This window comes from Aquirufa aurantiipilula (genome assembly GCF_019923745.1).
GTDB classification, from domain to species: Bacteria; Bacteroidota; Bacteroidia; order Cytophagales; family Spirosomataceae; genus Aquirufa; species Aquirufa aurantiipilula.
This window is the reverse complement of sequence record NZ_JAANOG010000007.1, coordinates 119,577-135,690: the sequence shown is the minus strand read 5'-3', so window position 1 is coordinate 135,690 and position 16,114 is coordinate 119,577. Positions and strand designations below refer to the sequence as shown.

The following is a 16,114-nucleotide window of genomic DNA, read 5'->3' as shown; positions in this document are numbered from 1 at the left end:
TGGTAATTTAGAAACTCCAAAATGAACAAAACCCATTTAAATACCTAATCCTGCCCATCATGAAGTATGTAATATTACTTGTATTGACCAGTATTTCCCTTTTCGGTCAAATTGAAAAAAAAGATCTTGGCCCACTTCAAGGAGGAAGCTATCAAATCTTAATCCCTAAAAATTGGAATAAAAAATTGGTCATGTATGCTCATGGATACCAATTTCAGGGTCAAAAACCACAAGAAGCCAACGTTGGATTAGACAAACGATTACAAGTAATTCTTGATCGTGGTTTTGCCATAGCGGCCTCAGATTATCCTGCGGTAGGTTTTGTGTTACCAGAGGGCATCGATGCCACAGAAGAATTGCGACAAGCATTTGTTAAAAATATTGGCAAACCCGATTCGACTTTCATGGTAGGACATTCCATGGGAGGTGGAATTACCTTAGGAACGATGGAAAACTTTGGAGAAAATTATCATGGTGCTCTTCCTTTATGTCCTTTAGCTTCTAGACCTTACCTTCAGTGTAGAAAAGAATATGACATGTATGCCACCTTCAATGGCCTATTTCCGGGTATTATTCCCAGCCTGAAAGACATATTTGATGTCAATTCTCAGGTTGGATATGTCAATTTATCGCAAGCCGGTCCTAAAATTGGCCAAATCATGAAAGCTATCATGGAAAAAGACTCTAGCTTGGCTAAGGCTTTTGCCAAAAGATTTGATTTAAAATTAAAGGACCTAGGTGGATCTCTGTTCTTTAATCAAAACGTGTTGAGAGATATAGCCGTCAGGTTAGGAGGAAATCCTTTCGACAACTTACAAACTGTCTATACCGGCTTCCCAGATGATTTATTAACCAATCAAGTCGCAGAACGCTTAGCTGCCACCAAAAATCCCAATCATTTGTTTTCTCGCTATGATCGTACAGGAAATATCAACAAGCCTGTACTATTAGTTCATACCATTTATGATCAATTAATTCCACCCATTTATGCCGTAGTGAATTACGAGAACATGGTACATCAGCAACAAAAAGACCAGTATTTTACAGTAAAATATACCAATGGGCAGTCACATTGTGCATTTACTCCCCAACAAATGGCAACTTCATTTGACTTATTAAGAAATTGGGTAAAAAATGGAGTTAAACCACAGGGAGGATTTTTAAAATAATGGAGAATCAAATCAAATTACAATCGAATTCCCCCATGTCGGGATTTCAGATATTAATGGTAGCCTTGTGTTTTTTCATGAATTTCAATGATGGGATAGACGTATTAATTGTGTCCTTTTCAAGTTCTGAAATCATTCGGGAATTTGGTTTATCCAAAACTGAAATGGGGTATATTTTTAGTGCTGGATTAGCAGGAATGACTTTGGGTTGTTTTTCATTAGCTCCATTGGCAGATAAATACGGCAGAAGAAAAATCTTTTTGATTTCTTTACTTATGATTAGCCTAGGGATGTTTGGAGTGGCTTTTGCACAAGCCTATTTACCCATTTTAGGTTGGCGTTTTTTAACAGGTCTAGGGATTGGAGGAATTTTACCAACAATAGCCACTACTGCCGCTGAGTATTCCAATGATAAATACCGCGATTTTAATGTGGGACTAATTCAGGCAGGTTGGCCCATTGGTGCCATCTTAACTGGCCTCATTTGTGCTGATTTAATTCCATTGAAAGGATGGCATTATGCCTTTTTTCTAGCTGGATGTTTTTCAGCCATGATGACAGTGTTGGTCTTTTTTGTGATGAAAGATTCTGAAGAGTTTCAAAGTAAAAAAATAGAAGAACAAGGAGTCAAAGTATTATTAACAGAAGAGTTAAAACCCAATACTTGGCGACTTTGGTTAGCGGCCTTTTTTGGTTTTATGACATTATACACGGTCATGAGCTGGGTTCCTACCATTGCCAAAGATTCAGGCATGCCCTTTGAATTGGCCACCTATGTAGGTATTTCCCTCAATATTGGCGCAGCTATTGGCTCTTCATCCATCGGTGCTTTGGGTTCCAAATTTGGATTAAAGAAAACCCATTTTATCTACATGCTTTCGGCCTTTACCGTCATGCAATTGTATGCCTTTTTACCATTAAATACGGTGCTAATTTTCATTTTAGTCATGTTTATTGGTGTATTTGCTCAAGGAGGTTTTAACGGTATCTGGCCTATTTTATCCCGTATTTATCCCACCTCCATTCGCGCAACAGGAGTAGGCTATACAGTAGGTATTGGTCGACTAGGTGCTATTTTAGGACCGGCAGTATTCGGAATTTTATCGGATAGCCAGGTGAGCAATACAGTTTTATTTGTTTTATTTTCCTTACCACTATTGGTTATGGGTTTAATTATCCGAACTCTGCCATCTCCAAAATTATGAAAGCAGCTGTATTAGAAAATCCTCAACATATACAAGTCAAAAACTTGGAAAAACCAGTTCCTCAAGCGAATGAAGTGTTAATTCGATTGACGTCAACAGGGATTTGCGGCTCTGATGTACATTTATACTTGGGTGATCGATTGTTACCTGTACCAACTGTACTTGGCCATGAAGGAATCGGATTCGTTGAAGCAATAGGGGCTAAAGTAAGTGGTTTTCAAATTGGTCAAAGAGTGGTCATTGAACCCAACATTCCCTGCGGGACTTGTCGTTTTTGCCAACGAGGCAAAGGAAATATTTGTCCCAATAAACAAGTCGTAGGAGTAAATTCCCCCGGTTGTTTTGCTGAATACATTTGTTTGAATGCAGATTTCTGTTGGAAATTACCTGATTCCATATCAGATGAAGATGCGGTTTGCATCGAACCATTGGCAGTTGCTTTGCATGCCTTGCACGTAAGTACTGCTCCCCCAAATGCCAGCATAGCCATATTTGGATTAGGTGCTATTGGCTTATTATTATGTCAATTAGCCCTGACAAAAGGTTACCGAGTTTGGGTAAAAGATTTGAATGTAGAAAAACAAGCTTTGGCTGAAGCTAGGGGAGCAGGCATATTGCCACTGGAAGGATTGGAAGCATTTTTATATGAGCAAGAGATTGCTGCCATTTTTGATTGTGTGGGAGTAGCCAAAGCCACCAATCTAATCTTAGAAACCGCACCTAGGGGATCAGAAATCATCTTGGTAGGTTTAGCCAATGAATTAGCTCAATTTGTGCCTTTAAAAATCGCTAGAGAGGGCATTTCTATTTTACCTTCGATCATTTACGACCATCCACAAGACTTTGCTGAAACCATTGAACTTATTGCACAGGATAAAATTCATCCAGGACAAATAATTTCGGGTCGTTATCCTTTAGACAAAATAGAAGAAGCCATGGTTCTGGCTGTGAGCGGAAAAGCAAGCAAGGTTGTTGTCGATATGAAATAACGATTTTATTGCATTTACCTGTGACTGTCTAGAAATACTAGCAGCATTGATCTCCTCTTTGAATAGGAGGGCAGGGAACTGTACCATAGCTACAGAAAACACAACAATCACCCGCCTTCGGTTTTATCAATTCTCCACAATAAGTACAAGTATAGAAATATTGGCATGCATTTTCCGGCATATTTTCGGTTGCCTGATGCATGCAATGCGGGCAAGTAATTGTTGATCTTAAAAGAATCGATTTAGACATTAGATAATCCCATATTCAATCCAATGTAAGGTATTATAAGGAAATACGGACAAAAAGTATACTTTTTTGGACAAATGAACTAGTTGATTTCTAGTTAATAGAGCCATAGGAGGCCTATTATTGTGAAAAATTCTACATTTTAATTAATTCACATAATGAAAAAATCACTACTCATTTTATTAGTAATCTTATGGTCTAGTCCATTTATTTTCGCTCAAGAAGTTCCTAAAACGTACATGATTTTGAATGAAAGTAAGGTCCATGACTTGAATCTCTACAAAAAGAATTTCCCCATTATCAGAAATTGGTGGTTAAAAAATACCAATCAATTAGTCAGTAATCGTGCTTCTCATTCTTCTGAAATGGGTAAAATCTATAGTTTAATCTTCATCTCAGGAGAAAAAAATTTGGGGGATTATGCTAGTCAGCGATTAACCCTGTCGAAGAAAATTTCAGAGGAATTACCTGAGGTAATTAAATCTTCTCGGGAAAATGAGGCTGATGCTATTACAAGGTCTACTTGGGTTCAAATAAAAAATAATACGATGTTGGTACCTGATTTTAAAATTGAAAATTACGAATTCCGCAAACTCCTATTATTTACTGTAACAAGTAATAAAATCACTGAATTTGAATCCACTATTGAAGAAATCCTTAAAGAGGAAAAAGCAATTGGATTTAACTATAACTACATTGTTTATCAGGCTATTGAAGGATATTCCAATAATACATTTATGTTGCTTTTGCCAGATAATTCACGCTTAGATTACTACACTCACCAAACAGCTAGAAACGAAAAAAGGAAAGGAAATCAGAAAATGACTGATTTAAATCAAAAAGCAAGCAAACTGAGAAATCCAATTCGAATTGATTATTTAACCCGTATTCCCAATAATTAATATACACCTCTAAATTATACCATATGAAAAAGTTCTTCACATGGGCAATATGCCTAATAGGTCTTATTGCTTTTAGTATTCATGTCCAAGCACAGGAAAAACCAGTTTATGCGAATGTCGCCTTTCACAAATTGAAACCAGGGCATAGCTTAGAAGAAGCTATGAACCTAGAGAAGAGATGGAAAACCATCCATTTGATTAGAAAAGATATGGGTTTAATCAATGCCTGGGGAGCATTTCCTATTATCCATGGATATAAAACTCCTAGTATAGATTATGATTATATCTCAGTCAATGTGAGTTCTGATTTAAATAAAATCACTCAGTACCCGATGGATAAATATCAAGAATTAGTCAAAAAAGATCCCAGTTTTGCCAATATTCTGACAGAAACTGAAAAAGTACAATCGGTTACAAATAACATCTTAGTAAAGCTATTAGAAGGAACGGGTAGCTCCAATGATTTAGGTTCAATCATCATGATGGAAACCATGAAAACGACGGTGTCGAATTATTTATCCTACGTCAATTTTGAGAAACAAATGAAAGGAGTACATCAGGACAGAATTAAAGCAGGAGAAATCCAAGAATGGAGCTTTTGGCAGACCATTGTACCGGTAGCCGACGATTCGAAAGGACAATTTACTGCCTTTACCTATTTTAAAGATTTAGCTCATTTAGATGGAGGAGGAAATGGTTTTATACAGTCTGCACAAAAGAGAACGAAATTAACCACCGAGCAATTATTAAAAAAGATGGATCAGTTGAGACAAATTAATCAAATGGTGATTTTTCAATATGCGGTAGGTACCTGGAATTAAGTATTTAGTTTGATGAGAGTATGAAATGAGAGCCCTTTAGGGCTTTCATTTTTTGTATAATCAGTATGTATGTTTCAAAAATCTCTAACTTTTCCAACAAGCAAGGGATTGGGATATAACAAAAAAAACCTTGCCAAAATTTGACAAGGTTTTCATTTTTTAAGTGATCCCGCTGGGATCACTTGAAAGTAGCTTAATTTCTTCCATTTTCTTTAAAATACCTATTTAAAGCAATAATATGCTACCTTTATAAAGAACAAAGAGGAAACAAAAAGACATTTATTGACACAAAACCTGTACCTATACCTGTACCAAAAACATTAAAATGGCAACTATAAAAGTTATTCTAAAAAAGAATAAATTAAAATCGAATGGGAAATATCCTTTGTATTTAAGAATTATAGAAGGGGAGAAGAATACATTTAAATCAACAGGTATAGATGTCTTTTTAGACGAATGGGATGAAAATAAACAAAGAGTTAAGTCGAAGCATTCAAACTCTGGAAGGATAAATCTACTTTTAGCTAAAAAAATCAGCGAAGTTGAAGATCTTAAATTTCAATTAGATGGTAAAAAAGGAATAGGAGATTTATTAAAAAAAGAAAATGAATTGAAGATTGCGAAAGAAATAAGTTTTATAAAATACTTTCAGAATTATATAGATGAACTAAAAGCTTCTGAAATTGCTGGTACATATAAAAGAGCCAAATCGATACTTGAAAAATTCAAAAATCATCACAATCAAAAAGACGTTTTATTCAATGAATTCACTATTGATTTATTAAAGGATTATGAAATTCATCTTAGAAGTTTAAAAAATTCGACTAATACAATTCATGCGAATTTAAAAATGTTCAGGATGCTCTTTAATAAAGCAGTAATAGAAGATTTAATCGATGCAAATGACAATCCATTTATAAAATTTAGATTAAAGAAAGTCAAGGTAGAACAAACATTCTTAACTGAAGATGAGGTTAAAGCAATTGATAATGTAAATGTTACTCCAGGGACAGTTATAGAAAAGCATAAAGACTTATTTGTTTTTGCTTGTTACGCAGGGGGAATTCGAATTTCAGATTTATTACAGCTCAGATGGGAAAATTATGACTTTAAAAACAATAAAGTTTCATTTTTCATTCAAAAAACAAAAGAGAATCATACGGTTAAATTACCCAATAGAGCTCAAGAAATCATTAATAAATACTATGTTAATCCTAAAATAAAAGGATATATTTTCGGATTATTACCTGAAAGTGTTTACGGATCAACATCATTTGATTTATTAAACAAAATATCCTCATCTAATGCATATGCCAATAAAAACTTGAAAATATTAGCAAAAAAAGCTAATATAGAGAGGAATATAAGTTTCCACTCAAGTAGACATAGTTGGGCTACAATAGCGCTAAAAAAAGGAGTACCAATAACTCATATAAGCGAAATTTTAAGACATGCAGATATTGGAACTACAATGGGTTATGCAAAACTTGTAAACAAAGACTTAGACGACGCAATGTCTTTATTTAATTAAATCATGACAATCTCCTCAATAATAGATAAAAACATTTCTCAGATAAATCAAAATTGGTACGATACTGCATTAATGATATTTGACCGGTTACTTTTTAAAAAAGGTGAATTCCTAGAGTATAGTGGCGAGTTTACAATGGATTTTTATACTGTAAAGTATGATGAATACAGTAATATATTAGAGAAATTCCCCCAAAGCATGACTTATAAAGTTGAATTCAAAATTTCATTTTTAGATTTTATAACATCTACAAAAGAATACTATAACAAGAGTACAGATATATTGGATAATGAAAAAATAAATCATCCTGAAAGACCTGAAAGAGTAATTTATTCTTTTAGTGATATAACTTCTATTGTAAATTCATTAGTTGAACAGTTAGTTAGAATTAGCAAAAAAATAAATGACAAAACATTTAACAATTTTTACAGAAGTATTTTTTATTTGGTAGAAGAAAAATGGGATCAAGTCACCAATCCTCAACTACTTCACTTGAAAGATATTTATATTGATTTATTTACAACCAAAATAAATGAAGCTTTTGAATTAAAGTTTGATTTAGACAAGTTTCAAATTTCGGATGATAAATTACAGCTCTTAATTACAAAAGAGCATTTAGCTGCATTAGCTAGGATACTTTGGGAAGCAAAGCTTTTTGAAGATAAAGAATCAATGATTGATTTTATTTCTAAATATTTTTGGGTCAAGGATAGATATGGGAAAAATAATCTTCATTTAGACAGATCTAAGTTTTTAAAATCCTTTAAAAATCAAGGTAATCGAACCGATCGTCAGGCACCGCTTGATGAAATTATTTCAAAAATTAATAAAGCCTATGAAAGCATTATACAGGATAAAATGCTCTAGGTATAATTATTCTAATTCTTGTAGGTAAATTTTCACTTACAGGCCTCATTTTCTTCTAATGTACATTTGTTTCGTTGATCTGCAAGACAGAAATTGAACGAAGCGTTGTGCTATCGCCTCCCCTCAATTTATATGCACTTGTTTTGACAGATCAATCCTTGTTCCAAGGATTGGATCATATTTAAATTAACAAGAAAATGGAAAATCATTTCCAAAATGGAGGAAGCAATAATGTAATTGCAAATCCAATTTATAGCACACAAGATGTGTCAAATCTTTTAAAAGTCTCTACTCGTACTATTCAACGGTGGAGGGATAGTGGACAAATTAAATTTTCTGCCATAGGTTCTAAATTCTACTATTTCCATAGTGACATCGTAGATATGATTAAAATAAATGTCCAATAACTCCTCCTTCAAGCATTTAAACACAAAAAAATGTATCAAATAAATCTAGTTAAAAAGAATCAAGAGAATATTCTTAAATTCTATATTGACAATTTAAAACCTATTGACTTAATAAGTCTAACAAAGATTAGTCCAATAGAAAAGATTCCAAGACCTGACGTTGTCGTAATTCTAATTGAAGAATTACTCAACCAGACTAAAGAGAACAATTGGAATATTAGAGTTAAAAACGAAAAAGTGTATGTATTTAACGGGGCATACTGGGAAATCCTAGATATGGATGTTACTAAAAATTTCCTTGGTAAAGCTTCTATAAAATTAGGCTATAACCTTACTCGAGGTAAATATCACTTATTTATTGAGGACTTAGTTAAGCAATTTTTAATGAACGGTAGTATTGATAAGAAAAGGAATATTTCTAAAGATATTCTTATAAATTTCCTTAATGGTACATTAGAAATTAATGTAAGTGGGGATTTGAACTTTAGAGAATTTGATCCTAATGACTATTTATATTACCAACTAAATTTCAACTACGATCCAAATGCCAAAACTACAATATTCGATAAATTTTTAAATAGGGTTTTAACTGATAAGAATGAACAGTTAATCCTTTCTGAATACTGTGGTTACATTTTTATTCGAAATAAAGCTTTAAAGCTTGAAAAGCTTCTAGTTCTATTAGGGAATGGAGCAAATGGGAAATCGACATTTTTTGAAATACTTTATGCACTTTTGGGACCAGAAAACATTTCAACTTTTAGCTTACAGTCGCTTACGAATGAAAATGGCTATTATAGAGCACAAATTGAAAATAAACTCTTGAATTATGCTTCTGAAATTGGTGTAAAGTTAGATTCTACTTTGTTCAAACAGCTAGCGTCAGGTGAACCAATGGAGGCTAGACTACCTTATGGGCAACCAGTTATCATGGAAGATTATGCACGATTGATCTTTAATTCTAATGAACTACCTAAAGACGTAGAACATAACCCTGCATTCTTTAGAAGGTTTATCATCTTGAATTTTGACCAAACAATTCCTGAGGACGAAAGAGATCCTGAATTAGCTAGTAAAATTATTTCAAATGAGCTGTCTGGCATATTTAACTGGGTAATTGTAGGAATGAAAAGGTTAATGACACAAAAACAGTTTACACATTCAGTTAAAAGTGAGAATACTCTTAAAGAATATAGATTACAATCTGATACAGTCAATCTCATGATTAATGACTTGCAGTATGTACCAGGTATTGATTATAGTATTCCTTTGAAGCAATCTTATGAATATTTTAAGACTTATTGTTCGGAGAATGGCTTTAAATATTGTGCAATTACTAAATTTTCAGAAAGGTTAAAAAAGTTAGGATTTGAAGTAAAAAGGAAATCCGAAGGTAATATTTTATATTATTCTAAGTTTCCCCAAAAGGCTTCATTACCTACACTATCTACATTAGATTTTGACAAGAAAATGTAGCTAATGTATATAATGTATTGAAAATTGAAAAGTTGAATCTGTAATTTTCAATTTAAAGTAGCAAAAGTGTTAGTGTGGCTTGGGATATACTCAGGCCACACTTTTGTTAAATAGAATGTTTCAAAAATATCTTCTAGCATTAAAATAATATAATAGCTATAATTTTTTTGAAATAAATTTTTCAAGTGTGTAATAATCTATGAAGGGTTACTAACCAACGACTCCCCCCCATACATCTAGGCTAAGGTTCCCCCCTCTGAAAGAGAGTATCTAGATGATATTTCTAATAAGGTAAATGTGGAAATATTCCTTAGTGTAATTCTTTTATTCACTTTAAATCATTTTAACATGGTAGTCGTTTCAAATTATTTTGAAGTAAAAACTTTAGAAGGTAAGACCTTTGTTTCACTTGAATTATCAGGAGGATTAGAGCTTGTTCAATCCCAAATTAGTGGGAAATTTTATGCTACAACTCGAAAATGTAGAATTTCAAGTACATTCGACGTTGAAGTAGCCAAACAAATGATTGGTAGTACACTTAATGGGGATATAGTAAGAGTAGAAGTAGAACCTTATGATTATGCCATTCCAAGTACAGGAGAAATTATTACATTAGCTCATTCTTATTCGTATAAACCAGCTGGATCTATGGAACTCGTAGGTCAGAGTAAGATTAAAGAAATAGCTGAACCCTAAACTTAGAAAGTTTAAACCTAAGGAAGTTATACATCAAACTCCTTAGGTTTATTATATTCCTATGAGTAATTTCCAGCTTACTTTTAAACCAACGTTAGAATAATGATTTTAAAGCAATTATTAAGGCTAAATATCTTTCAAAAGATTAATTATTATTTGATATTTTTTTTATCATTATCAAGCGTAATCGTATTAATTGGGTTTTCAATCGATTTTTATGAAAAGTACATTTCAAAAACATGGAACAATGAAAGTATAAGTAAAGGATGGACTTTTGTAATATCTATAATTGCTTTTAATCTAATATTTGTATTTCCTAATACATTTACCATTTACGTGTATGAAATGCGTAAACATATGATTCCTAAAATTCCCCAATGGTACAATTTAATTAAAAATGTAATTCTCATACTTCTTATAATAGGGATTTACATACCATTAATAATATATCCCTTATTAAATTCTCAAGATCCGTCTTCTTCAGAAATTATAACAAAACAGATGATTAACTCAAGATATTCAAACCTACCGTTGGAATATGGAAATATTTGGGTTTTAACATTAATTGCCACAATTTTCCTAATACCAATATGGGGAATTATTAATTGGGTTCATGCGATAATCTGGAAAGGAGGTTTTAAGCTAAAAGGTAAGTAATAACGGAAAGTAAGCCAGTATTTACACAAAAATTAATTTTTCATGCAATACCTACGGGAGAAAATCATTTTCGCAATATTTTGATTGTACTGATTATTTTAAACATGAAAATTTGATGGTACAATTAGAAATAATAGTTTAAACAATCGCTTTAACTTAAAGATCACCATTTATTTTATTCTTAAGGCTTAAAAGGATTATATCAAACTTATAAATCCGATTTTATTAAAGGGCATACCATTCTGGTGTGCCCTTTTTCATTTTAAACGTATATACATATGGAATTACAAACTGCTCAACGAAAGAAAGCTAAGATTAAGATGGCCATTACAGGAGCATCTGGAAGTGGCAAAACCTATTCCTCATTGTTACTCGCCCACGGATTATGCATGGACTGGGAGAAGGTGGTTGTCATAGATACTGAGAATCATAGCAGTCATTTGTACGCTAATCTTGGAGCCTATAAGGTGCTGAATCTAGAATCTCCGTTTAGCCCTGAAAGCTATATTGATGCCATCGACTTTGTTGTAAATCAAGGTATGGAGGTCATTATCCTAGATAGTATCACTCATGAATGGGAATACCTGCTAGATTATCATTCCTCCTTACCAGGAAACAGCTTCACCGCTTGGAGTAAAGTTACACCTCGACATCAAGCCTTCATTTCTAAGCTATTACAAGCGCCAGTGCACATAATAGCTACTATGAGAAGTAAGTCAGATTATGTCCTTAGTGAGAAGAATGGAAAGACTGTACCTGAAAAAGTAGGCTTAAAGTCTATTCAGCGTGATGGTATGGATTACGAGTTTACTTTAGTATTCGACTTAGATATCAAGCATAATGCTGTTGCTACTAAGGATCGAACAGGTTTATTCTCTTCTAAGCCAGAATTCAAGATTACTTCGGCTACAGGTCAACAAATCAGCCAGTGGTGTCTAGAAGACCTTAGCCCTAAGATAGATTATGTCAGGGATAGAATTCAGCAGGTAAACACAACCCTTGAATTACTAGGTCTGTATAATCAATATCCAGAGTACCGAGATCTACTTCTCCCTTATTACGAGAAGCGTAAGCATGAAATCAAGTCATTAACCTTAACCAAACCGATTAGAAATGAATAATCAAATTGATTATAGCACCGAAATAGAAATAGTTTCTAGTTCCAGCACCTTTATAGAGGCAAATACTTTGGAAGTAAGCCTCCAAGAAATCGAGAGTACCCATATTATCCCTTCCTATACCAAAGATTACGAACCCTTGATCTCTGTAGGAGATTTCATTAATAGAACCCAAGATGTGCTTCATCACTTCCTAGAAGGTGAAACCATCCTTTCTCCAGCGATTAGGGTATCTCATCCCATAAAAGGAAGAATACCTGAGGCAAGATTTAAGCCAACTTCTGAGCTTAGAGATGATGAGAAAACGGTTTATTATGAAAGAGCCATGTTTCTATTTGAAATTCCTTCTATAACAAGTACCATAAATGGTCAACCAATGTGCTTAATCGTTGGAGGAGTAAAAGCATATAACGAGGATAAGATAAACGGTAAGAAAGGTAGTCTAGAGAACTTCAAAATATTTGTAGGTTTTCAAGTAAAGGTCTGTTCTAATCTATGTATATGGACAGATGGAGCAGTCGTTCATGCCAAAGTTCGTAGTATTGGTGAACTAATGGATGAAACCATGAAAATGTTGAATGGCTTTCAACCTAAGAATCAAATTCAAGAACTTGAATCTTTAGTAAACTATTCTCTTTCAGACCGAGAATTAGCTCAAATACTAGGTAGGGCCAGATTGTATAATTACTTGCCCCTAAACGAAAGAATTAGAGTTCCTGAACTACTGTTTACCGATACACAGTTAAGTACTGTAGCTAGAGATTACTACCAAGATGAATCATTTCATCGAGGCTCAAATGGAGAGATTACTCTATGGAGATTTTACAATCTGCTAACAGGTTCTAATAAGTCCAGCTACATCGACCAGTATATCCCAAGAGCTGTTAATGCATCCCAGTTTGTCTTTCAGATAAAAAGTGCATTAGATACAGGTTCAACCAACTGGTATTTAGGATAGGTTTATGAGGAAAAATCAACAGGTTGAATTCCTTCATCCAAATATACTATTGTTAATAACACCCAAAGGAGCTCTCATAGAACTTTTTACCCCAATAAGTGCCGTCGTAATTGATGATGTTAACAATTGGAAAATTGGAACTATGATCTACATTGATGCAATCGTACAATCAAATGAGTACAAGTTACTATACTGTATACTTGGCAAATGGTATCCCTACCACCATTTTAAGGTAGGAAAATAAAAATTGGCCACTCAGAAATGGGTGGCTTTTTCATTATGAAACATTCAGAATTTGTAGCTGAAATTCAGCTAAAATACATCCCAACAAATATTAAAAGGCGTGATTTAGGATCAATCAGAAAATCAGACGAAGCCTACAATTTCCTTTATCCGCTCTATGACCAAGATACCATAGGTCTAACCGAAATATTTATCGTGGTATTTTTAAATCGAGCTTCCAGAGTGATTGGATATAATATCCACTCCATAGGTGGAATTACTGGTACAGTAGTAGATATCAAGTTGATTTTAGCGACGGCATTAAAATGTGCCTGTTCAAGTATTCTTATTAGCCATAATCATCCTTCAGGTAATCTTGAACCATCTAAGAATGATAAACTTCAGACTAATCAGCTAATTAAAGCTCTAGAAGTGTTCAATTTAGATCTACTGGATCACATCATCGTGGCCCCTGAGAGGGGAGATTATTACAGTTTTACAGACGATTGGTTATGCAAGTCAATTTCTAATTCATAATATCAACAATCACTCCTCCTTGTCATACGTGACATTGTGTCATTTATGACATGTTTGGAATTTTGGACCATGAAATATACTAAAAATGAATTCGCTCAAACCATTGGAAATCGAGTTAGAGAAGTAAGGAAATGCAGAGGATTCTCATTGGAAAAATTAGCCTTGGATACTGAAATAGAACCCAAGCAATTACATAGAATAGAATACGGTCAAATTACAACTTCTGTGTTTCAAATCTACAGATTATGCTATTCTTTAAATGTAGACCTTGGAGAATTATTTGGATCAATTCCAATGAATTCACAGAGGTTAAAACATGAATAGAGAAGATATTAAACCTGAATATCTAAAATTATTACCTTAACATTTTAACATAAAATAATGATTAGAACAACAAATTATAGTAAAAAGGCTATTTATCTCAAAATTGATAAAACATAAAACATATAGCTGTCAATTTGACATTGAATTTAATGTTGAGCTTGAATTAGTTTCCTCATTATTAAATTTCTTAATAATTGAATTTCAAAGATATTTTAAACTATTAAAAAAATGCAAAAAATTTATTTCTTAATACTCGTCAGCTTCGTGCTTACATCCTGTTATCAAAAAGTTTGGAAAGCAACTATTACTCATAAACAAGTAATGGAAAGTTTTAATACCAAAGAAATTATATTATCAAAGTTCGGACTTCCCACCTCTAAAAAGACTGAAGGGGAATATGAAGAATGGTTTTATGATTATGGCACAAAAATAATCACTGACCAACAAACAAATAGTGCTGCACGAGTAAACGGATATGGTGCGTATACCGGATCATCTGCTGCAACCGCAGGATATAATGTATATAGAAATCCAACTATTGTAGGAAATTCAAATGCATCTTATGGTACAAGTGCTTATGGTAATTCAAGTTCAAATACTCGCCAAGTAGTAAAAGAACATAAAACGTATATAAAATTCACAATACTAAATAATAAAATTATCAATTGGGAAACCAATGGAATAGACTATGGAAAATATGAAATTGTCAAACAAAAAATGCATTTTTAAATCAGCTGGATTTTATACTTTTTTCTTTATTTGGTTTTTATCATTTAAGATTCAAGCTCAAAATAATAGGATTGATAATTTAGAAGAGTTTAGTATGGAACTCTATCTTACCAAAAACTATGAAAAAATTTTAAAAGATGTTGAGCCTATGATAGAAAACAATAAATCTTCAAATAAAATAAATCAGATTATCGGATACTCAAAAATCGAATTAAATAAATTTAAAGAAGGAATTGAATGGATAAACGAAAAAGTAACAAATAAAATTTATATGGATGATTTATACCTAGGGAAAGGATATTTAGGTATTGGGAGTGATTCACTTGCTTTAATGTATTTTGAGAAAGCTGCTCCATTAGATACTAATAATAACGTGTATTCTCTTATTCATGATGTACGTTACAAGCAAAAGAGATATGCGGATGCTGCTAAGGCAGGATTGGGTAGTATTGATTGGAAAAGGAAGAAAAATCAAACAGTAGGATCTGGTGACTTTTTCAAAGTAGCGATGGACTATTACTTAACTTCTGCTTATATGGATCGTTCAGATACCATAGTTCGCCCAGCGATGGCCATGAAAGCTGATTCTATGTTTGCTAAGGCAATTGAGATTAATGACAAATGGCCTCCATTCTATATTAACCGTGCTCGTGCTAATAACTTCATTGATTATACAGGAACAAAATGGTTAGGCGCTCCTTATTATGAGAAGTTTTTGGCTTCTATAGAGCAACAAAAAAACGAAAAAAACAGTACATATAAATTAGATTTGAATCACACATTCGAAGCATTTAAATATTTAGGAGGATATTACAATTCTAAAGTAAAAGATACAGCAAAAGCGAAAGAGTATTTTTTAAATGCTTTACAAATTAAACCTAATGATCCTGATATTAAAGCGGCATTATCAAATTAAAATTAGAGAATTTACTCTATTTGCCCGATACAGAAACAACTGACAAATAAATATCTATTTCGATTTTTAATTTGTTTTAATAAAATGGAAAATATTGTCCTTTTGATCAATAATAATCATAAATTCCTGATATGAATATCTTGAAAGGGTAGTGAAAGGATCATTGGATTTTTAGGAATTTAACAAGTGAAATATTATTACAATTGTCATTTATATTGATCCAGGTATAATTTTAATAAATCACCTCTCTTTTGAATTCTATTCTTTTGGAGAGGTGATTTTATTTTAATCTTCAAATACCTAGTAATCCCAAATTTAACTTAATTGGTAAGTTTAATAAAAT

18 protein-coding genes are annotated in these 16,114 nt (G+C 32.9%); 17 read left to right on the top strand and 1 reads right to left on the bottom strand.

Annotation, left to right across the window (positions count from 1 at the left end):
• Window positions 1-59: 59 nt before the first annotated feature.
• The 3 genes from G9H60_RS09505 to G9H60_RS09495 are packed head-to-tail and all read left to right on the top strand — an operon-like array spanning window position 60 to window position 3,363.
• Window positions 60-1,169 carry an alpha/beta hydrolase family protein gene (locus G9H60_RS09505; RefSeq protein ID WP_223143819.1) on the top strand — a complete coding sequence of 370 codons (1,110 nt, stop codon included), beginning with the start codon at window positions 60-62 and terminating at the stop codon, window positions 1,167-1,169.
• Window positions 1,169-2,374: an MFS transporter gene (locus tag G9H60_RS09500; protein WP_223143818.1), complete on the top strand. Its 1,206-nt coding sequence runs from the start codon at window positions 1,169-1,171 to the stop codon at window positions 2,372-2,374. Before G9H60_RS09505 ends, G9H60_RS09500 begins: the two co-directional genes overlap by 1 nt.
• On the top strand, window positions 2,371-3,363 hold the full coding sequence (locus G9H60_RS09495; protein ID WP_223143817.1) for a zinc-dependent alcohol dehydrogenase: 993 nt from the start codon (window positions 2,371-2,373) through the stop codon (window positions 3,361-3,363). Before G9H60_RS09500 ends, G9H60_RS09495 begins: the two co-directional genes overlap by 4 nt.
• Window positions 3,364-3,400: 37 nt before the next feature.
• Here the strand turns inward: G9H60_RS09495 and G9H60_RS13445 are convergent, their stop codons facing one another.
• A complete protein-coding gene (locus G9H60_RS13445; RefSeq protein ID WP_262900003.1) occupies window positions 3,401-3,613 on the bottom strand; it encodes a GDCCVxC domain-containing (seleno)protein in 213 nt (70 codons plus the stop codon).
• A gap of 155 nt (window positions 3,614-3,768) precedes the next feature.
• Here G9H60_RS13445 and G9H60_RS09490 point away from each other — a divergent pair, with 155 nt between their 5' ends.
• From G9H60_RS09490 to G9H60_RS09425, 14 genes are all read left to right on the top strand, one after another.
• Window positions 3,769-4,512 carry a hypothetical protein gene (locus G9H60_RS09490; protein WP_223143816.1) on the top strand — a complete coding sequence of 248 codons (744 nt, stop codon included), beginning with the start codon at window positions 3,769-3,771 and terminating at the stop codon, window positions 4,510-4,512.
• Window positions 4,513-4,535: 23 nt separating this feature from the next.
• On the top strand, window positions 4,536-5,333 hold the full coding sequence (locus tag G9H60_RS09485) for a hypothetical protein (RefSeq protein WP_223143815.1): 798 nt from the start codon (window positions 4,536-4,538) through the stop codon (window positions 5,331-5,333).
• A 325-nt stretch (window positions 5,334-5,658) separates the two neighbouring features.
• A complete protein-coding gene (locus G9H60_RS09480) occupies window positions 5,659-6,864 on the top strand; it encodes a site-specific integrase (protein ID WP_223143814.1) in 1,206 nt (401 codons plus the stop codon).
• A 3-nt stretch (window positions 6,865-6,867) separates the two neighbouring features.
• Window positions 6,868-7,731 carry a hypothetical protein gene (locus tag G9H60_RS09475; protein WP_223143813.1) on the top strand — a complete coding sequence of 288 codons (864 nt, stop codon included), beginning with the start codon at window positions 6,868-6,870 and terminating at the stop codon, window positions 7,729-7,731.
• Window positions 7,732-7,928: 197 nt separating this feature from the next.
• Window positions 7,929-8,138, top strand: a complete 210-nt coding sequence (locus tag G9H60_RS13630; protein WP_223143812.1) for a helix-turn-helix domain-containing protein — start codon at window positions 7,929-7,931, stop codon at window positions 8,136-8,138.
• Between the two features lie 30 nt (window positions 8,139-8,168).
• Window positions 8,169-9,614, top strand: a complete 1,446-nt coding sequence (locus G9H60_RS09465) for a DNA primase family protein (protein WP_223143811.1) — start codon at window positions 8,169-8,171, stop codon at window positions 9,612-9,614.
• 348 nt (window positions 9,615-9,962) lie between these two features.
• Window positions 9,963-10,310: a hypothetical protein gene (locus G9H60_RS09460; RefSeq protein ID WP_223143810.1), complete on the top strand. Its 348-nt coding sequence runs from the start codon at window positions 9,963-9,965 to the stop codon at window positions 10,308-10,310.
• Between the two features lie 102 nt (window positions 10,311-10,412).
• A complete protein-coding gene (locus tag G9H60_RS09455) occupies window positions 10,413-10,967 on the top strand; it encodes a hypothetical protein (protein WP_223143809.1) in 555 nt (184 codons plus the stop codon).
• A 278-nt stretch (window positions 10,968-11,245) separates the two neighbouring features.
• Window positions 11,246-12,088, top strand: a complete 843-nt coding sequence (locus tag G9H60_RS09450) for an AAA family ATPase (protein ID WP_223143808.1) — start codon at window positions 11,246-11,248, stop codon at window positions 12,086-12,088.
• Window positions 12,081-13,043: a DUF3871 family protein gene (locus G9H60_RS09445; RefSeq protein ID WP_223143807.1), complete on the top strand. Its 963-nt coding sequence runs from the start codon at window positions 12,081-12,083 to the stop codon at window positions 13,041-13,043. The genes G9H60_RS09450 and G9H60_RS09445 overlap by 8 nt, the downstream gene beginning before the upstream one ends.
• Before the next feature lie 279 nt (window positions 13,044-13,322).
• Window positions 13,323-13,802 carry a JAB domain-containing protein gene (locus G9H60_RS09440; protein ID WP_223143806.1) on the top strand — a complete coding sequence of 160 codons (480 nt, stop codon included), beginning with the start codon at window positions 13,323-13,325 and terminating at the stop codon, window positions 13,800-13,802.
• Window positions 13,803-13,871: 69 nt separating this feature from the next.
• On the top strand, window positions 13,872-14,126 hold the full coding sequence (locus tag G9H60_RS09435) for a helix-turn-helix domain-containing protein (RefSeq protein ID WP_223143805.1): 255 nt from the start codon (window positions 13,872-13,874) through the stop codon (window positions 14,124-14,126).
• 228 nt (window positions 14,127-14,354) lie between these two features.
• The gene (locus tag G9H60_RS09430; RefSeq protein WP_223143804.1) at window positions 14,355-14,855 is read left to right on the top strand and encodes a hypothetical protein; all 501 of its coding nucleotides are present in this window, start codon (window positions 14,355-14,357) and stop codon (window positions 14,853-14,855) included.
• Complete coding sequence (locus G9H60_RS09425; RefSeq protein WP_223143803.1) at window positions 14,815-15,771, top strand: tetratricopeptide repeat protein; 957 nt, start codon at window positions 14,815-14,817, stop codon at window positions 15,769-15,771. Before G9H60_RS09430 ends, G9H60_RS09425 begins: the two co-directional genes overlap by 41 nt.
• The last annotated feature ends 343 nt before the right edge of the window (window positions 15,772-16,114 follow it).